This window comes from Luteococcus struthionis, assembly GCF_048595755.1.
GTDB lineage: Bacteria > Actinomycetota > Actinomycetes > Propionibacteriales > Propionibacteriaceae > Luteococcus.
In genome coordinates this window covers 1,944,095-1,961,831 of record NZ_CP184360.1, presented here as the reverse complement: position 1 = coordinate 1,961,831, position 17,737 = coordinate 1,944,095, and the positions used below count along the sequence as shown (strand labels likewise).

Annotated in this window: 15 protein-coding genes and 1 pseudogene; 8 read left to right on the top strand and 8 right to left on the bottom strand. The window is 70.1% G+C overall.

The window, feature by feature from the left end; all coding sequences use genetic code 11:
- Nucleotides 1–5: 5 nt before the first annotated feature.
- The 3 genes from ACOAMO_RS08990 to ACOAMO_RS08980 all read right to left on the bottom strand — a co-directional run bounded on the left by ACOAMO_RS08990 (nucleotide 6) and on the right by ACOAMO_RS08980 (nucleotide 3,052).
- Nucleotides 6–947: an HAD family hydrolase gene (locus ACOAMO_RS08990; protein ID WP_420174467.1), complete on the bottom strand. Its 942-nt coding sequence runs from the start codon at nucleotides 945–947 to the stop codon at nucleotides 6–8.
- Nucleotides 948–1,054: 107 nt separating this feature from the next.
- Nucleotides 1,055–1,930 carry a 1,4-dihydroxy-2-naphthoate polyprenyltransferase gene (locus ACOAMO_RS08985; RefSeq protein ID WP_420174466.1) on the bottom strand — a complete coding sequence of 292 codons (876 nt, stop codon included), beginning with the start codon at nucleotides 1,928–1,930 and terminating at the stop codon, nucleotides 1,055–1,057.
- 6 nt (nucleotides 1,931–1,936) lie between these two features.
- Nucleotides 1,937–3,052: an AMP-binding protein gene (locus ACOAMO_RS08980; protein ID WP_420174465.1), complete on the bottom strand. Its 1,116-nt coding sequence runs from the start codon at nucleotides 3,050–3,052 to the stop codon at nucleotides 1,937–1,939.
- Nucleotides 3,053–3,132: 80 nt separating this feature from the next.
- On the opposite strand from ACOAMO_RS08980, the gene ACOAMO_RS08975 reads away from it, so the two are divergent.
- The 8 genes and pseudogenes from ACOAMO_RS08975 (at nucleotide 3,133) to ACOAMO_RS08940 (ending at nucleotide 10,795) form a co-directional block, all read left to right on the top strand.
- Entirely contained in the window at nucleotides 3,133–4,422 is a 1,290-nt protein-coding gene (locus tag ACOAMO_RS08975; protein ID WP_420174464.1) for an MFS transporter, read from the top strand.
- 17 nt (nucleotides 4,423–4,439) lie between these two features.
- The gene (locus tag ACOAMO_RS08970; protein WP_420174463.1) at nucleotides 4,440–5,972 is read left to right on the top strand and encodes an inositol monophosphatase family protein; all 1,533 of its coding nucleotides are present in this window, start codon (nucleotides 4,440–4,442) and stop codon (nucleotides 5,970–5,972) included.
- Between the two features lie 23 nt (nucleotides 5,973–5,995).
- Nucleotides 5,996–6,994, top strand: coding sequence for a dihydroxyacetone kinase subunit DhaK (dhaK, locus tag ACOAMO_RS08965; protein WP_420174462.1), 999 nt, complete (start codon nucleotides 5,996–5,998; stop codon nucleotides 6,992–6,994).
- Nucleotides 6,995–7,022: 28 nt separating this feature from the next.
- Nucleotides 7,023–7,601, top strand: a complete 579-nt coding sequence (gene dhaL, locus ACOAMO_RS08960) for a dihydroxyacetone kinase subunit DhaL (RefSeq protein WP_420176998.1) — start codon at nucleotides 7,023–7,025, stop codon at nucleotides 7,599–7,601.
- Between the two features lie 25 nt (nucleotides 7,602–7,626).
- A pseudogene (gene dhaM, locus ACOAMO_RS08955) lies at nucleotides 7,627–8,028 on the top strand (dihydroxyacetone kinase phosphoryl donor subunit DhaM); the annotation flags it as partial.
- Between the two features lie 87 nt (nucleotides 8,029–8,115).
- Entirely contained in the window at nucleotides 8,116–8,988 is an 873-nt protein-coding gene (locus tag ACOAMO_RS08950; RefSeq protein ID WP_420176997.1) for an HPr family phosphocarrier protein, read from the top strand.
- Between the two features lie 9 nt (nucleotides 8,989–8,997).
- Nucleotides 8,998–9,939 carry a 2,3,4,5-tetrahydropyridine-2,6-dicarboxylate N-succinyltransferase gene (dapD, locus tag ACOAMO_RS08945; RefSeq protein ID WP_420174461.1) on the top strand — a complete coding sequence of 314 codons (942 nt, stop codon included), beginning with the start codon at nucleotides 8,998–9,000 and terminating at the stop codon, nucleotides 9,937–9,939.
- A 7-nt stretch (nucleotides 9,940–9,946) separates the two neighbouring features.
- Nucleotides 9,947–10,795: a hypothetical protein gene (locus tag ACOAMO_RS08940; RefSeq protein ID WP_420174460.1), complete on the top strand. Its 849-nt coding sequence runs from the start codon at nucleotides 9,947–9,949 to the stop codon at nucleotides 10,793–10,795.
- On the opposite strand, the gene dapC is transcribed toward ACOAMO_RS08940, so the two are convergent.
- The 5 genes from dapC to ACOAMO_RS08915 form a co-directional block, all read right to left on the bottom strand.
- Nucleotides 10,779–11,921 (bottom strand): succinyldiaminopimelate transaminase, encoded by a 1,143-nt coding sequence (gene dapC / locus ACOAMO_RS08935; RefSeq protein ID WP_420174459.1) that lies wholly within the window; start codon nucleotides 11,919–11,921, stop codon nucleotides 10,779–10,781. The two genes, ACOAMO_RS08940 and dapC, sit on opposite strands and share 17 nt — an antisense overlap.
- A complete protein-coding gene (gene fdxA, locus ACOAMO_RS08930; protein WP_420174458.1) occupies nucleotides 11,918–12,238 on the bottom strand; it encodes a ferredoxin in 321 nt (106 codons plus the stop codon). The genes dapC and fdxA overlap by 4 nt, the downstream gene beginning before the upstream one ends.
- A 99-nt stretch (nucleotides 12,239–12,337) precedes the next feature.
- On the bottom strand, nucleotides 12,338–14,080 hold the full coding sequence (locus tag ACOAMO_RS08925; protein ID WP_420174457.1) for a VanW family protein: 1,743 nt from the start codon (nucleotides 14,078–14,080) through the stop codon (nucleotides 12,338–12,340).
- 210 nt (nucleotides 14,081–14,290) lie between these two features.
- Nucleotides 14,291–16,726, bottom strand: coding sequence for an aminopeptidase N (pepN, locus tag ACOAMO_RS08920; protein WP_420174456.1), 2,436 nt, complete (start codon nucleotides 16,724–16,726; stop codon nucleotides 14,291–14,293).
- A complete protein-coding gene (locus tag ACOAMO_RS08915) occupies nucleotides 16,723–17,703 on the bottom strand; it encodes a carbohydrate kinase family protein (protein ID WP_420174455.1) in 981 nt (326 codons plus the stop codon). Before ACOAMO_RS08915 ends, pepN begins: the two co-directional genes overlap by 4 nt.
- Nucleotides 17,704–17,737: the final 34 nt, after the last annotated feature.

Below are 17,737 nucleotides of genomic sequence, written 5' to 3'. Positions count from 1 at the left end.
GGGTGTCACGCCTTGACGGTCGGCTTGGTGACCTTGCGGTTGCCGCTGATGGTGGGCCACGGGACCTCGTCGGGCAGGTAGCTCTCGAACTCGGCGATCAGGGCCTGCTGGTACTCACCGGCAAAGGTGCCGTCCAGGAACTTGGGCAGGGCCTCGGCGACGAAGCGATGCCAGGACTCCTTCTCTGCGCCGGGGTTGATCGGGTAGTACAGGCAGCCAGCCTTGGCCGCGGCGTCGCGGTCACCGGGGGCGTCACCGATCAGCATGATCTTGTCGTCGTCGTATTTGCCCTTGGCGGCGAATTCGACGTGCTGGGCCTTGCCGCCCATCTCCTGCCCGGCGATCACCTTCATGTGCTGCGCCAGGCCGTGCTCATTCCACTCCTTCTCCAGCGCGTGCAGCGGGGTGGCCGAGACGGTCATCTGGTCGATACCGGCCTCGTCCATGGCCTGCATGGCCTCGCGCACTCCGGGGAAGGGGCCGCAGCCATGCACCATGTCGGCGATGGTGGCGTTGACACCATTGCCCCAGCGGATGCAGCGGTCGATGGTCTCCGAGGGGTGCTCGGCCGCGTAGGCGGCGATCCCCTTGTCGCTGAGGGGATGGCCGGAATTGATGAAGTCGGTCAGCTCCGGGTATTCGGGGATCGTGACGCCGCGCTCGGCCACCTCGGTGCGGTCACGCAGCAGGTCGAGCAGCTGGCGCAGCGCCAGCCACCGGTTCAGGCCACGGGTGACCGAGCCCAGGTTGACGAACATCGCGGTCTGCCGGGTGAGCGTCGAGATGGGCTGCAGGTCGAAGTGCTTGATGTAGTTCGGGGTGAAGCACTCGGTGTGCTTGATGTCCATGGCGTCCATGGCGCAACCGTCGGAGTCGATCCCGACGAAGTACTTCTGGGTCGGAACGAAATCGACGAGCACCTGTGCTGCCGCGGGGATCTGCGTCATTGCCACTCCTTGTTTGCCGGTACCGCCAGCAAAGCAAAGAACCCATCAGGGGTGGCAGCGGTTGCCACCAGTTGTTCGTCATCCCCCGGTCCGCGAGTGACTCGCAGTCAGGCCAGCAGGCAGCCCACGAACAGGCCCACGGCACACAACAGCTCGGCCAGGCCGGTCTGCTTCAGCACTGCGATCAGCGGCCTGCCGGTGGCCCCGCCCAGCACGGTGCGGGTGGCCGGCAGCAGCAGCACCAGGGTGACCAGGCCCAGCAGCACCCACCAGCTGGTCAGCGCCGCCATGACCACCACGCACACCACGACGACGACGGTGAGCAACGCGAAGAAGCGCCGGGTCCCGGCATCCCCCAGGCGGGTGGCCAGGGTCCGCTTGCCCACCTGGGAGTCGCCCACGATGTCGCGCAGGTTGTTGGCCACCAGGATCTGGCAGGCGATGGCGCCGATCGCCACCGCAGCGGCCAAGGCCCACCAGGGCACCCGGTCGAGCTGCACATAGGTGGTGCCGCAGACGGCCACCAGGCCGAAGAAGATGAAGACGAAGACCTCACCGAGACCCGCATAGCCGTAGGGGTGCTCGCCCCCGGTGTAGTACCAGGCGGCGATGATGCAGGCCAGCCCGACGCCCACCAGCCACCAGTGGCCGGTCAGCAGCACCAGGACCAGACCGGCCACGGCGGCCAGTCCGAAGCAGGCGAAGGCGGCGGCCTTCACCTGGGCCGGGCGCGCCGCCCCCGAACCAACCAGGCGCATCGGGCCGACGCGGTCCTCGTCGGTGCCCCGGATACCGTCGGAGTAGTCATTGGCGAAGTTCACGCCGATCTGCAGCGCCAGCGCGACGACGAAGGCCAGCAGGGCATGCCCCGGCCGGAAACCGCCCTCGAACCAGGCCACGGCCGACCCGGCGAGCACCGGCGAGAGCGCCGCCGGAAGCGTGCGGGGGCGGGCGCCCTCGATCCATTCACCAACAGTTGCCACGTGGCCTCAGTCCTTCTCGTCCAACAGCTCGCCCAGCAGCGACTGCCGGTCAATCTTTCCAGAACTCGTGCGCGGCACCACATCGATGGCCACCAGCTGGCGCGGCAGGGCCGCGCGGCCGAGCCGATCGGCCAGCGCCGTACGCCACCACTGCAGGTCGTGCGCACTGGTGCTGGCCAGCACCACCCGGCTGCCCCACTCCCGGTCTGGCAGGGCCAGCACGACTCCGCTGTCGGGCTCGACGGCGTCGACGGCGCGCTGGACCGCGGCCAGGTCGACGTTGACTCCCCCGCTGATCACCACGTCGTCGAAGCGGCCCAGCACGTGCAACCGGCCGTCGCGCCATTCACCGCGGTCATTGGTGCGCACGGTCCTGCCCTGCAGGGTGGCGGCCGTCAGTTCCGGAGCGAGTCGATAGCCGCTGAAGACCATGTCGCCGTGGAGGTGGATGCGTCCGGAGGGGGCCTCGACAGGCTCGGCCGACGGACCGAGGTCCACCGTGACGCCGGGCAGCGGCTCACCGTCCCAGACACAGCCGCCGCAGGTCTCGCTCATGCCGTAGGTGGTGATCAGGTTCAGCCCGTGCCCGCGAGCCCGTGCCAGCAGGTCGGGATCGACGGCGGCGCCGCCCAGCAGGATCGCGTCGTAGCGCGCCATGGCCCGCAACACCTCGGGATGGTCCATGGCCCGGAAGAGTTGCGTGGGCACGATCGAGATCGCCTTGGGGCCGGGCGCGGAGGCCGGTCCGGACAGGTCCGAGAGATCAGGCGAGGCGAAGTGCACCGGCTGGCCGGCCACATGGGCCCGCACCAGCACCATCAGCCCCGCCACGTAGCCGGTGGGCAGCACGCAGGTCCAGCTCATCGGCCCCAGCCGCTGCTGCGACGACTCGGCCGCTGCCAGCAGCGCGGCGCGGGAGAGCACGACTCCCTTGGGCTGCCCCGACGAACCGGAGGTGGCCACCACGACGGCGGCGTCGGGCTCGGCCAGCGGCACCTCGGGTTGCAGCATGGCCAGGGTCTGCGGTGCGTTCTCCCCCACCGGGGCCAACACCGCGCGCCCCGCCAGGGCCTGGGGCAGCAGGTCGGGAACCTGTTGCGGCGTGCAGATGGTCGCTTTCACCCGTCCGACGTTAGCGCTGCCCGCGGGGGCCGGGCACCCCCTGCAGGTGTGGGCCTGCGCCTGCGGGTTAGTGTGCTGCGGTGAGCCAGACCTTCTCCTCCCTTGCCAACCCCAACTACCGCATCTGGTTCGTCGGTGGTCTGGTCAGCAACATCGGCGGCTGGATGTCTCGCACCGCGCAGGCGTGGCTGGTGCTGGTGGTGCTCACCGACGGCAATGCCCAAGCGTTGGGCTACCAGACCGCCGCCGTCTTCCTGCCCCAGTTGCTGTTGAACCCGGTGGCCGGCATCGTCGCCGATCGCTTCCCCAAACGCGCCATCCTGCTGGTGGGTTGCCTGGTGAGCATGACCAGCGCCGCCATGCTGGCCACTCTGACCATCACCGGCCACGTCCGGCTGTGGCATGTCTTCGCCCTCAGCTTCGTCGACGGGCTGGCGATGGCCTTCGACATGCCGGCCCGGCAGGCCTTCGTCAGCGAGATGGTCGGCTTCGAGGACCTGCCCAATGCGATCAGCCTGAACTCGGCCAGCTTCAACGCCGCTCGGCTCTTGGGCCCCGGCATCGGCGGTGCCCTGATCGCCCTGGTGGGCACCGGGTGGGTGATCGCGATCAATGTGGTGGCCTTCGCCGTCATGGCCACCGCGCTGCTGTCGATGCGCCCCAGCCTGCTGCACCCGGCCCAACCCACCAAGGGCAAGGACGGCGGTTTCGTGGCGGGGCTTCGCTATGTGCGCCAGCGTCCAGACCTGGTGGCGCTGCTCACCGTCGGCCTGGCGGTGGGAGGTCTGGGCTTCAACTACAACATCTCCAATGCGGTGATGGCGACGCAGGCCTTCGCGCGGGGCGCCAGCGACTACGGCATCGTCGGCAGCGCGATGGGGATCGGCGCGCTGGCCGCCGCGCTCTGGTCGGCCCATCGCGGCCGCCCCCGCCTGCGGCACGTGCTGATGGGCATGGCCGGCTACACGCTGTTCAACCTGTTCTCGGCACTGAGTGGCTGGTTCTGGCTCTTCGTGGCGCTGCAGGTTCCGGTGGGTTTCTTCACCATCACCGCGCTGGTCACCGGCAACTCCCTGCTGCAGACCGCCACGGCCCCGCAGATGAGGGGCCGCGTGATGGCGCTGTGGGGGCTGGCGATCATGGGGGTGGCCCCGCTGGTCTCACCGCTGGTGGGTTGGTTGGGCGATGTGCTCGGGCCACGTGCCACCGTGCTGTTCGGGGTGGTGTGCGTGGGGCTCGTCTTCGTCGCCCTGACCGCCACGATCATGCACAACGACCGCATCCGGGTGCGGCTCGACTGGCACCGACGGGCCCCGTGGATGCGCATCGAACGCCTCATCACCCAGGACATCCCGCAGCCGCGCCGCTGACCGCCTAGCGTGGTGCCATGAGCATCACCGTGGTGGCCCACCGGGGCGATTCCGAATCGGCGCGGGAGAACACCCCCGCTGCCTTCCGCTCCGCCGTCGAGGGCGGGGCCGACGTCGTCGAGATCGACATTCGCACCAGTCGCGACGGGGTGAGCGTGATCCTGCACGACGCCACCCTGCTGCGCCTGTGGGGCGTGCCGCACCGGGTGGGTGACATGGTGCACGTCACCGATCCCGACACCGGTGAGTCCGACTGGGTGGTGGGCACCCTGGCGGGCCTCGGCAGCGGAGAGACGCGCATCCCCACCCTGGCCGAGACGCTGGAGCAGTTCGTCGAGCTGAACCGTGGCAGGCGCAACCCGGTGACGGTGTTGATCGACACCGTCGACGTGGCCGACGTGCGAGTGGCGCTGCCGGTGGTGCGCGCCTTCCAGCAGCGCCCCGAGGCGGAGCTGGTCCCGATCAGCTGGTGCGGTGACACCGAGGCGATGCTGTACGTGCGCGAGCAGCTGCCCGAGGCAGACCTGGCCTACAACCATCCCGGTGGCGAGCTCGACCTGGGCCTGGTGCAGCGGCTGCGCCCCAGCGCGATCAACCTGGAGTGGACGCTCATCGACGAGCCCCTGGTGCACCAGGTGCACCGGATGGGCCTGGACGTGGCGGTGTGGACCACCAACGATGCCGAGATCATGAGCATGGCGATCGACGCGGGAGTCGACCGCATCACCACCGACCGGCCACGCCTGCTGCGTCGCTTGATCAACCAAGGCACCAGTTCGCTGGCGCTGGCGGTGCTGGGCCCCGACGAGTTGGCGGCCCGCGTGGGACTGTCAGCCGACTTCGCGACGATGATCTGCATCGCCCGTGACATGGCCGAATGGGTCAACTCCTACACCCGCACCGCCATCGCCCCCGTGGTGGAGGTGCGCCAGGCGGTCGAGGACCACCTGCGGCAGGTGGTGGCCGACAGCTTCGGCGAGGCCCACGACGTCGTGGTCTCCGCCGAGGCCGCCCAGGCCCCCACCCAGCGCCCCACCTGGTATGTATGCGCGGTGGACGGCGCCACCAACCTGGCCAACGGCCTGCCCTGGACCTCCACCAGCGTGGCGCTGGCCGTCGACGGAGAGCCGGTGGTGGCCAGCATCGCCCAGCCGGCCCAGCGTCACGTCTTCCTGGCCGCCCAAGGGCTGGGAGCCACCCTGGACGGTGTGCCCCTCGAGGTCCCCCGCGCCGACGGCCTGGCGGGGCGCACCCTGTTCACCGAGCTGAGCGGGCCCCACCCCTGGCCCGGCATGCTCGACTTCCTCACCCGGGTGGCCGAGCAGCACTGCACGGCGCGGGTGATGGGATCGGGTGCCCTGTCGCTGGCCGGGGTGTGCGCACAGTGGGCCGTGGCGGCCGCCCTGCCCGGCCACAACCGGCTGCGCCACCTGGCGGGCGTGCTGGTGGCGCGCGAGAGCGGCGCCGAGGTGGTGCTCACCGAGCGTGGCGGCATCGTGGTGGCCGCGCCCGGAAGCTGCGCCGAGGTGCTCTCCTGTCTGGACGGATGACTGGCAGATGCTTTGATGGAGCCATGAAGAAGCTCCTGAACTCGGCAGACACCGCCGTCGCCGACGCGCTTCGCGGCATGGAGGTGGCCCACCCCGACCACCTGCGCGTGGACCACGTCAATCGAGTGGTGCTGCGCCGCACCCCCGCCTCCCAGCCCAAGGTGGGGCTGGTCTCGGGTGGCGGCACCGGCCACGAACCGCTGCACGTCGGTTATGTGGGTCACGGCATGCTGGATGCCGCCTGCGCCGGCGAGGTCTTCACCTCCCCCACCCCAGACCAGGTGCTGGCCGCCACTCGCGCCGTCGACGCGGGCCGGGGAGTGCTGCACATCGTCAAGAACTACACCGGTGACGTGCTGAACTTCGAGATGGCCCAGGAGATCGCCGCGGCCGAGGGCATCCGGGTGGATCAGGTCCTGCTGGACGACGACGTGGCCGTCGTCGACTCCCTCTACACCGCCGGGCGGCGCGGCGTGGGTCTGACCATGGTGCTGGAGAAGCTCGTCGGTGCGGCGGCAGAGCAGGGCCGCGACCTGGGTGAACTGGCCCAGCTGGGGCGCAGCATCAATGACCGGGGGCGGTCGATGGGGCTGGCCCTGACCAGTTGCACGGTGCCGGCCGCGGGACGCCCCACCTTCGACCTGGGCCCGGACGAACTTGAACTTGGAATCGGCATCCATGGCGAGCCCGGTCGTGAGAGGCTTCCCATGGTGGGAGCGCGCGATGCCGCGGAGCTGCTCGTCGACCCGCTGTTGGCTGACCATGACTTCACCGGGGCACCGACGATCTGCCTGCTCAACGGCATGGGCGCAACCCCACTGATGGAGCTGTACGTGATGTACGGCGAGGTCCTGCGCATCCTGGAGGCGCGCGGCGTCGAGGTGGCCCGCAATCTGGTGGGCAACCACGTCACCTCGCTCGACATGGCGGGCTGCTCCGTCACCCTGCTGGCTGCCGACGACGACCTGCTCACTTTGTGGGACGCGCCGGTGAACACACCCGGACTGAGATGGGGTTGCTGACGTGGACAAGACCAGAGCCATTGCCTGGATGACCGACTACGCGGACAAGATCTCGACCCATGCGGCGGAGCTCACCGAGCTCGACCGCCAGATCGGCGACGCCGACCACGGGGCCAACATGGACCGCGGGATGCAGGCGGTGCGCGAGATCGACGCCGACGCCTTCCCGGATGCCGTCGACTACCTCAAGAAGGCCGGCATGACCCTGGTGAGCACCGTCGGTGGCGCCTCCGGCCCGCTCTACGGCACTTTCCTGCTGCGCTTCGCCGCCTCCTTGGGGCAGGGCGACGACGTGGCCGCCCTGGTGCGCGCCTGGCGCGCCGCACTGGACGGGGTGGTGGCCCGCGGCAAGGCCGGGCTGGGTGACAAGACGATGCTGGATGCGCTGATCCCCGCCGTCGAGGCGATGGAGGCCACCCAGACCACCGTGCAGGAGTGCCTGCAGGCCGGCGTCGAGGCCGCCCGACGGGGACGCGACGCCACGGTGCCGCTCGTGGCCCGCAAGGGACGCGCCTCCTACCTGGGCGAACGCAGCGCCGGACACCAGGACCCGGGAGCCACCAGCATCACCCTGCTCGTGGAATCCGCCCTGTCCACCCTGGCCTGAGCAGCCTCGCATCCGGGAGTTCTGAGTGATCTCGATCGTCGTCGTCTCGCACAGCCGGGCACTGGCCCGCGCGGCCGTGGCCCTCGCCGAGGAGATGGTGCCCGACGAACTACGGCCCCGCATGGTGATCGCCGCGGGCCTGGACGAGGAGACCACCGGTACCGACGCCACCGCCATCGCCGCCGCCATCGAGGAGCTCGACGGCCCCGATGGCACCCTGGTGCTGGTGGATCTGGGCAGCGCCGTGCTGTCGGCCGAGATGGCACTGGACTTCGTCGACCCCGAGGTGGCCTCCCGGGTCAAGATCAGCTCCGCTCCCCTGGTCGAGGGGCTGGTGGCTGCCGCAGTGAGCGCCTCGGGCCGGGCCGATCTGGAGACCGTCGACGGAGAGGCCGACCAGTCGCTGGCCCCGAAGCGGGAACAGTTGGGCCGCAGCCAGCCCGTCACCGGCCAGGTGGTGCGCGCCACCGCGGCGGCTCGTCCGGTGGAGCCCGGCAACGAGCTTGAACTGCGCATGCCGGTGCACAACCAGCATGGCCTGCACGCCCGGCCGTGCGCGTCGATCGTCTCGGTGATCGCCGGTCTGGACGCGGTGGTGATGCTGCGACGCGGCGACCGTGCCCCCGACGAGGCGGTCGATGGCCGCAGCATCATGGCGGTGCAGAGCCTGGGCGTGCGCCAGGGCGACGAGCTGGTGGCCACCATCACCGGCCGCCAGGCCCACCTGGCCCACCGGGCACTGGCGGAACTGGCCGCGAAGAACTTTGGCGACGGACAAGCCGAGCACCAGCCGGACCGGGTCGCCTCGACGCTGGGCGAGCTGCCGATCCACGAGCTGCAGCTGACGGTGCCGGTGGACGACTACCGACCCGGCACCCGCGAGGAGGAACTCGCCCGGCTCGAGACCGCGCTGGCCAATACCGACGGCTTCCTGGAGGGCCTGGCTGCCAAGATGCCCGACCAGAGCGTCACCGGAGCCGTGCTGCGCGCCATCCGTTCCATCCTGCACGACCCGATGCTGGCCCAGGGCTTCCGTGACCGTATCGCCGAGGGACGCAGCGCCGTGGCGGCGGTGCAGGGCACCATGCAGGACGCCATCGCGGTCTTCGAGACGATGTCCAATCCCTATCTGCGTGAACGTGGCACCGACCTGCGCGCCCTGCAGCGCACCCTGCTGGCCTCCCTGATGGAGACCGAGGACCTGTCGATGACCGGTGTTCCGGCCGGGCACCTGGTGCTGGTGGACGAGCTGGACGCCATCACCGCGAGCCAGCTCGACCCCTTGGCGGTGCCGGGGGTGCTGACCCGCACCAGCGGCAGCAATGGCCACGGACTGGTGGTGGCCAACGACCGCGGTCTGACGGTTCACCTGGTGGCCGCGGGCTAGTCTTTCTGCATGACTTCAGCCAATGGCCCCGTCTGGGCGTGGGGATGGGGCCTGGCCACCGTCCACGAATCGGGCCAGGTACTCGACACCTGGTTCCCCACCCCGGCGCTGGGGCGCCCCGCCGAGGACGCCAAGGCGCCCGCCGCGATGGTCTCCGCGCAGACCGAGGACGACGACCGTCGGGTGCGCACCGAGCTGGTGCAGACGGTGATCGACCTGGCCGCCCCACCCGTCGAGGTGAGCGACGCCTACCTGCGCCTGCACCTGCTCAGCAGCCGCCTGGTGCAGCCGCACGGCCTCAACCTGGAGGGGCTGGTGCAGGTGCTGCCCAATGTGGTGTGGACCTCGGCGGGGCCCTGCTCCCCGCAGGGCTTCGAGCGGGTGCGGCTGCAGCTGCGCAATACCCGCGGCGTGGTGAACGTCCTCTCGGTGGACCGATTCCCGCGGATGGTGGACTACGTGGTCCCCTCCGGCGTGCGCATCGGCGACGCCGACCGAGTGCGGCTGGGGGCCCACCTGGCCGAGGGCACCACCGTGATGCACGAGGGCTTCGTGAACTTCAATGCCGGCACCCTGGGCCATTCCATGGTGGAGGGCCGCATCTCGGCCGGGGTGGTCGTCGACGACGGCACCGACGTGGGTGGCGGCGCCTCCATCATGGGCACCATGTCTGGCGGCGGCCGAGAGGTGGTGCGCATCGGCAAGGCCTGCCTGCTGGGCGCCGAGAGCGGTGTGGGCATCTCGCTGGGTGACAACTGCGTGGTGGAGGCCGGCCTCTACGTGACCGCCGGCACCAAGGTGCGTCTGCCGGACGGCTCCGTGGTCAAGGCCGTGGAGTTGAGTGGCTTCAGTGACCTGCTCTTCCTGCGCGATTCACAGTCGGGCGCCGTGGTGGCCAGGCACCGCAACGGCCAGCGCGTCGCCCTGAACACGGCCCTGCACCAGAACTGAGGTTGACTTGCGCAAACTGACTCCGCTGTTGGTCCTGCTGGTACTGCTGCTGGCGATCATCCTGGGCGTGGGGGCGCTGCTGTCCAGGTGGGGCGGCGCGCCCAGGGTGGTGCCGTCCGCGGAGCAGTGCGTCGTGCGGGTGGGTGAGGTGAGTGACTCGCTGGGCCTGGAGGAGTCGCAGAATGCGGCGATCATCGTCGCCGAGGCGCAGCGACGCGGACTGCCCGCCCGGGCCTCATCGATTGCGCTGGCCACCGCCATGCAGGAGTCGAAGCTGCGCAACATCGACCACGGGGACCGTGACTCGGTGGGGCTCTTCCAGCAGCGGCCCAGCCAGGGCTGGGGCACCGTGGAGCAGATCATGGACCCGTGGTATTCCGCCGGCAAGTTCTACGACCACCTGGTGAAGGTGGACGGCTGGGAGAGCGGCGACATCAACGACGTGGCGCAGCAGGTGCAGCGCTCGGGCGTGCCGGAGGGCTACCGCAAGCACGTCGAGAAGGCGAAGGCCTGGGGCAGTGCGTTGACCGGGCACTCCCCCGCGGCCATCAGCTGCGTCGATCGTGGCGAGGCCACGCCCAACACCGCGCTGGCCCGCACCATCGTGGAGCGTGGCTTCGGCGATGCCGTCGCCCTGGAGCAGGGCCAGGCCCGGCTGACGCTGACCGGCGGGAACCAGACCCAGCTGTGGTCGGCCACGCACCTGGTGCTGATGACCACCGGCAGCACCGGGGTGACCGGCGTCAGCCTGGATGGGCGGGAGCTGCAGGTGAGCGGCAACCGCGTCGCCAGCTGGCAGGAGGCCTCGCAGGCCCCCGCAGGAGCCACCGAGGCCGTCCTCACGCTCCGGGCGTGAGCCGCCTGGCCGCCGCGGCGATGCGTTCGTCGGTGGCGGTCAGCGCGATGCGCACGTGCTGCGTGCTCACCGTGCCGTAGAAGTCGCCGGGGGCCACCAGGATGCCGCGCTCGGCCAACCAGTCGACGGTGGCGCGGCAGTCCTCGCCACGCGTGGCCCACAGGTAGAGCGAGGCCTCGGAGTGGTCGATGGTGAAACCGGCCGCCTCCAGCGCGGGGCGCAGCTGGGCACGACGGGCCAGGTAGCGCTGGCGCTGTTCCTCGACGTGGCCGTGGTCGGCCAGGGTGGCGGCCATCGCCTGCTGCACCGGGCCGGGCAGCATCATGCCGAAGTTCTTGCGCACCTCCAGCAGCTCCATCACCAGCCGCGAGCAGCCCGCGATGAAGCCAGCGCGGTAGCCGGCCAGGTTGGATCGCTTGCTCAGCGAGTGCAGCACCAACAGGTTGCCGATGTCGCCGTCATTGACCGCCGGGTCGAGGATGCTGAGCGCCTCGGCCTCCCAGCAGAACTCGCCGTAGCACTCGTCGGAGGCCAGCACCGCACCAGTGGCGCGACAGAAGCTCACCCAGGCGCGCAGCTCGTCGACGTCGAGCACCTTGCCGTGCGGGTTGGCGGGCGAGTTGATCCACACCAGGGCGGGCGTGATGCCCTCGCGGGCGAGCTGGGCCGGATCGTCGCTGGCGATGATCGTCGCACCGACCATCGCGGCCCCCACCTCATAGGTGGGATAGGCGGTGCTGGGGATCACGACGGTGTCCTGCGCGCCCAGGTCGAGCATGGTGGGCAGCCAGGCGACGGCCTCCTTGGTGCCGATCACCGGGAGCACGTTCTCGTCGGCGAGTGCGACGCTGCGCCACCGCCCCTGCAGGTAGTCGCGGATGCTGGAGCGCAGCTCTGCGGTGCCCCACACCGTCGGGTAGCCAGGCCAGTCGGCGGCCCCGGCCAGGGCCTCGCGCGCAAGCGTCGGGGTCGGGTCGACGGGGGTTCCGACGCTCAGGTCGACGATCCCGTCGGGGTGCGCCTGGGCCCGCTGCTTGGCCCCGGCAAGGGAGTCCCACGGAAAATCGGGCAGGCGAGACGCCAGCGGCGCACGCCTGCCCGACTTCGAGGCAGAGGGGGTGTTCATTCGCCCTGGGGAGGCAGGGCGGAAACCACCGGGTGGTCCTTGTCGATGGTGCCGAGCTTCGAGGCGCCACCGGGCGAGCCGATGCCGTCGAAGAAGTCGACGTTGACGTCGTAGTACTGCTTGAACTCCTCGGGGACGTCATCCTCGTAGAAGATGGCCTCGACCGGGCAGACCGGCTCGCAGGCACCACAGTCCACGCATTCCTCGGGGTGGATGTAGAGCATGCGGTTGCCCTCGTAGATGCAGTCGACGGGGCATTCCTCGACGCAGGCACGGTCCTTGAGGTCCACACAGGGCTGCGCAATGACGTAGGTCACTGGGGTCTCCTAATACTGAGGTTCCGGGGGTCGAAACGGCTGGTTGCATCGCCCGACAGCGTCACTCTACAACGTGTCGCCAGCGGTCCCAGCACCTGCTCACGTGCAGGTGATCTCGTCGGTGGGCGCATAGGTCCAGCGGTACGGCTCGCGCTTGACGATGCTGCCGCCCTTGTAGAACAGGCGCGCGTAGTTGACGGTGAAGCCGGGGGCCGCCGCCTGCGGATTGCACTTGGGGCCCGAGCGCGTCAGCTTGCGGCCGGTGGTGAAGTTCGACTTCGCCAGCTCGGTGGACTCCACCTTGTCGTAGACCTTGGTGGACCAGATCTTGACCGTCATCGAGCCCTTGCCGCCCGGTGAGGACGGGTTGACCGAGGCCTCCACGATGGCGCCATAGGGGCTGTCGTTCTTGAACTTCACGTCGATGTGCCCGTAGTAGAGCGTCGCCTCGCGCCCGGCCGGGTAGCGGTCGAAGTACATGGTGTGGGGCTGGTGCTCGATGCGCTGCAGACCGGAGAAGAAGAAGGCGTTGAAGACGGCGGTACCGCTCTGCGAGATGCCGCCGGCATTCTCCTTGACCAGGTGGTCGCCCGAGACCACCCAGCCGTCGACGAAACCGGCATCGGCGGTGCGGGGGCCGATGGTGTCGTTCAGGCTGAAGGTCTCGCCGGGAGCGATGTAGGTGTTGTTGATGCGTCGCGCCACCACGCCCAGGTTCGTGTTGCGGTAGTCGGCGTGCGGGTACTCGGTGGTGAACTGCCCGGTCACCTCGGTGACGGCGGCCTTCTTGGCCTGCTCGGTGGTCACCTTCGGCTGCTTGGTGGTGACCGGCACCTTGATGGTGCGATCGGCGCCGGTCTTGGGCAACGCCTCGGTGACCAGCTTGTCGAAGGCCTTGCGGTCGATGGTCTGGCCGGGCTTGCCCGGCACCAGGGAGGGCTTGCCGCCCTTCAGCTCCCACTTGGCATCCTCCGGCGCGTCGAAGCCCAGCGGTTCGGCCTTGCGCTCGGCGGCCTTGTAGAGCTTGTCCAGGTTGCTCGTGGCGGTGAGCTCCCCGTCCTTGGCCTCGATCTTGGTCAGCTCACCGATGCCGGGGCCGGTGAGCTCCACCTTGCCCTTGCCCAGGTCGAGCACCAGCGGCGCACTCACGCGCGGGGTGATCTGCTCCTTGACGAAGGCCTGCGCCTCCTGCGTGGTGATGGCCGGTTCGGTGCGGGTGATGGGGGCATCCACCGTGGTGGTGGTCAGCCACGCCTCGCGCACCTGCTTGGTGGCGGCATCGACGTCGAGGGCCGTGCCCACCACACCGTCGGTGAGCTTCACCTTCTCCCGGTTGAGCGAGACGGTGGCGTCGGCCGGGTCCTTGGCGAAGGTCTTGGCGTGGGCGGCCACCGAATCCTTCAGCGCATCCTCGTCCACCTGGGTCTTGAGCTTCATCGGCCCACCACCGCGCAGCACATTCCAGATGTGCGACGGCCGCAAGGACTTGCCCGCGCCCGCCTGCTCGATGGTGGCCTGGTAGTCCACCACCAGCCCGGACTCGGCCGGCTTGATGGCCGCCTGCTTGCCCTCGCCACGCAACGTGATCGGTGCCTCGGCACGCTTGGCCACCTCGGCCTTGAGGGTTCGCTGTGCCTCGTCGGCGGGCATGCCGCCCACGGGAACGCCCTGCACACTGGTGTTGCGGGGCAGGTTCTCCCCCGCCATGGCGTAACCGGCGGCGTAGGTGCCGCCCGCCAGCAGCGCCAGCGAACCGAGCCCGATCAGCGCCCACCGGCCACCGCGCCGCGGGTGCGCGGCATCGCCGGAAGACTCGTCGAACGACGGCTGGGTCTCACTCACAGACAGGTCCCCTTGATGGCTGGTGGGCGCGCACCTGCTCGCGCCACAGTTCGACCCATCCTACGACGAGGCGAGGGCCGCGAGGACTGCTGTGGGCGCAGAAATCCGCCGCGGGTGGCCATCGCCGCCACGAAGGGGGCCGGATGCACAGCAAGCCTTCAACTGGGCCACGTCGTCCGGGGTTCGCCATCCGGGGGTTTGCCGGGGCGTTCAGCCGGGATAGCGCTCCCAGCTGGCCGCCTGGCAGTCCAGCGCGAAGCAACCGTCACGCAGTGCACGCTCCACGGTGCGGTCCAGGTGCGGATCCTGCAAGGCCCGACGAGCAGCCTGGCGGACCTCGTCGTCGGCGAAGCCCGACGGGAATCCCGCGCGCACCGTGCCGGTGAGTCCCCATCCCTGCCGACGGGCCGCAGTGGCATTGATGCCACCCAGCCACTCGACGGCCAGGCCCGCCACCAGCTGGTCTTGCTCCGGCAGGAAGAGACCACGGGCGATTGCCTGGATCTCGTAGGCGGAGGCTTGTGCGTCGGTGAGCACCCGTCGCAGGGCCGCTCGCTTGGCCTGGGTGGCCGGGACCGCAGCCCGCGCGGTGAGGGCGTGCAGCCGACCCGTGCTGGACGGATCGCGATCTTGCTCAGCATCCACCAGCCGCGGGTCCTCGCCCAGCGCGACGAGCCGCCGCACCGCGGCCCACCGGTCCTCCGGCCCCAGGGACGTGGCACCGTCGGCCTCCAGCAGGGCGTGCAGCAGGGCCGGATCGTCACTGCTGGCCACCAGGGTGCGCAGCACTTCCAGGTGCCGGTCGCTGCCCGGCTCGGCCGCTGCCAGCAGTTCCCGGCAGGTCTGGGCCAGCGCCGCACGTCGAGCGGCGCGGTGTCGGGGCGGGCACCACGTGCTGCTGCAGATGCGAGCCAGGTCAAGCTCGGCGCCCAGCAGCGTCGGGTCGATTTCGTCGGGCAGGGCCCGCAGCAACAACTGCAGCACCCGGCCCGGATCGGCCTGGGCGTCTTGTACCGCGTCGTGCAGGTTGCCAAGCAGGCTTGCCCGTTGCGGATCGGGCAGGACCTGCAGCGCGAAGTCGGTCACCTCGCCACCGGCCACGGCGGGACGCACCATCGCCCAGGCCGTGTCATCGGCATCGGGCAGCACCAGGTCTCCCGGCTCTGCCCGGACGTCGAGCGGGACCGTGGGCAGGTCGCAGACCAGGCTGGCCTGGTCACGCAGGCTGCCGTCGGGGGCATGGACGGCCACGCGCAGGGCATGCGGACGCGTGCCCTCCCGCTCCAGGCGCAAGGGCCCCTCCGCCACCCGCAGGCGGTCGGCGCCACTGGTGGTCAACCAGCGTTGCAGCCAGAGCTGCAGCCCGTCGACGCCCTGGGCCTGCCACGCAGCCACCAGGTCAGCCATCGTGGCGTTGCCGTGGGCGTGGCCCTGCACGTGGTGGCGCAGACCGGCGAAGAAGGCCTCGTCCCCCATCCAGGCGGCCAGCTGGCGCAGCACCGCCGCGCCCTTGGCGTAGCTGATGCCGTCGAAGTTGGCCAGCGCCGCGGTGGTGTCCTCGGCGCCATTGCCCGCGACCGGATGGGTGTTGGGGCCCTGGTCGGCGGACAGGCCCCAGGTCTTGCGGCGCAGCCCGAACTGGGCCCACAGCGGGTAGCGGGTGTGCTCGGTGCAGATGCGATGGCCCAGGTACTCCGCGAAGGACTCGTTGAGCCACAGGTCGTCCCACCAGCGCATGGTGACCAGGTCTCCGAACCATTGGTGGGCCAGCTCGTGGGCGATGGTGCCCGCCCGTGAGGCCCGCTCCTGTTCGGTGATGTGCCCGCGGTGCAGGAACTGCTCCCGCAGCACCACGCACCCGGGATTCTCCATGGCGCCGGCGTTGAAGTCGGGGGCGAAGACCTGCAGGTAGTCGCCGAAGGCATAGGGGACGGCGAACAGGTCCTCATAGGCCGTCAGACAGGCAGCGGTCACCGTGAACAGGTCGTCGGCATCGCGCCGCAGCTCCTCGGCCAAGCCTCGGCGGGCCAACAGCCCCAGCGTCATGTCACCGTTGGCGGCGCGGTGCCGACGGGTCAGCTCCACCCAGGGGCCGGCCACCACGGTCACCAGGTAGCTCGAGATCGGTGCGGTGGGCTCGCTGCGCCACTGCCCCTCCACCTGCTGCATGGGGGCATTGCCGCGCACCAGCCACCCCGGCGGGGCGGCGACGTCGAGCCGGTGGCGCGCCTTGAGGTCGGGCTGGTCGAAACAGGCGAACCACCGCGGGGCCGCGTCCAGGAAGCTCATGGCGTAGAGGTAGCGCTCGCCCTCGGCGGCATCGACGCTGCGATGGAGTCCCTCCCCGTCGCTGGAATAGGCCATCGTGCCGCTCACCGTGAGCGTGTTGTGCCGCTGCAGGCCGTCGAGGGTGAGGCGACGGCCGTCCCACTGCGGGCCGGTCAACCGCTGCCCGTTGAGCTCCACCCGGTCCAGGCTGGTTCCGGCGAAGTCGACGAAGGTCTGCGCCCCCGGCCGGGCGCAGTCGAAGGTGATGGTGGTGCTGCTGGTGAAGTCCTCGTCGCGGGTGAGGTCGAGCCGGATGTGCACCTCGTGCACCGTCAGCAGCGCGGCCCTGACGATGGCCTCGTCGTGACGCAGGCTCATGCCTCTCCTCCCGCCATGCTCAGCGGCAGGTCGAGCACGAAACCGTAGTCACGTTGCTCGTCGCGGGGCATGTCGCGCACCCAGCCCTGCATCTCGCGAATGTCGGGGGCGGTGGTCGCTCCGCCCAGGCGGGAGACGGTGACGGTGCTCACCAGGGTGGCGAAGCGCAACTTGTCGGCCAAGGGCCAGTCGGTGGTCAGCACGGCGGCCAGTCCGGCGGAGAAGACGTCGCCGGCGCCGCAGGTGTCCACCACGTCGACGCCGAGCGCCGGTACCCGGGCCTGTTCGCCGGTGCGGGCGTCGATGGAGATGCAGCCGCGCGGGCCCAGGGTCACCACCGGCATCGGGACGATCTCCGCCAGCGCGGCCAGTGCCTGTCCGGTGTTCTCGGTGCGGGTGTAGTTCACCGCCTCCACCTCGTTCGGGGTGAAGACCGTGCACCGTTCCAGGTCTGGCAGGTCGGCCAGGTTCCAGCGGCCGCTCTCGTCCCAGCCGATGTCACCGATGACCTGGGTGCCACGGGCCGTGGCCTCGGCCAACCACGGCATCGGGAAGGGCTGCAGGTGGGTGATCGCCACGCGAGCGCTGGGCGCGTGGCGGGCACGCATCACGCACGGGCCGGGGTGGGCGGTCTCGCTGGTGACCATGGCACGGTCGCCGTCGTAGTTCAGGATCACGGTGAGTGGGGTCTGCCAACCCTCGTGCACCAGTACGTGACAGGTGTCGATTCCCTCGTCGGCCAGCGCGGTCAGCGCGCCGGTGGTCATCGGATCGTCGCCGCAGTCGGTGACCATGCAGGTGTCCAGCCCCAGGCGTCGGGCCGCGATGGAGGAGTTGGCGATGCCGCCCGGGCTCTGCTCGTAGGGGCCGGTGCGCAGTTCGTGACCGGCCACTGGGCCTCCCGCGGGCAGCCCCGAGAAGGCCAGATCGTTGAAGAACAGACCGCAGGCGAGCAGGTCGTAGTCGGCGTTGATCACCCGACCATCGTGGTGGCAGCGGTACCGGAAGACA

Excerpts from the sequence above, each read along its gene's own strand:
- ACOAMO_RS08970 (WP_420174463.1), top strand. The coding sequence starts at position 4,440 with ATGAGCATCACCGTGGTGGCCCACCGGGGCGATTCCGAATCGGCGCGG.
- pepN (WP_420174456.1), bottom strand. The coding sequence starts at position 16,726 with ATGAGCCTGCGTCACGACGAGGCCATCGTCAGGGCCGCGCTGCTGACG.
- dhaK (WP_420174462.1), top strand. The coding sequence starts at position 5,996 with ATGAAGAAGCTCCTGAACTCGGCAGACACCGCCGTCGCCGACGCGCTT.
- dapD (WP_420174461.1), top strand. The coding sequence starts at position 8,998 with ATGACTTCAGCCAATGGCCCCGTCTGGGCGTGGGGATGGGGCCTGGCC.
- ACOAMO_RS08950 (WP_420176997.1), top strand. The coding sequence starts at position 8,116 with ATGCCGGTGCACAACCAGCATGGCCTGCACGCCCGGCCGTGCGCGTCG.
- dapC (WP_420174459.1), bottom strand. The coding sequence starts at position 11,921 with ATGAACACCCCCTCTGCCTCGAAGTCGGGCAGGCGTGCGCCGCTGGCG.
- ACOAMO_RS08990 (WP_420174467.1), bottom strand. The coding sequence starts at position 947 with ATGACGCAGATCCCCGCGGCAGCACAGGTGCTCGTCGATTTCGTTCCG.
- dhaL (WP_420176998.1), top strand. The coding sequence starts at position 7,023 with ATGACCGACTACGCGGACAAGATCTCGACCCATGCGGCGGAGCTCACC.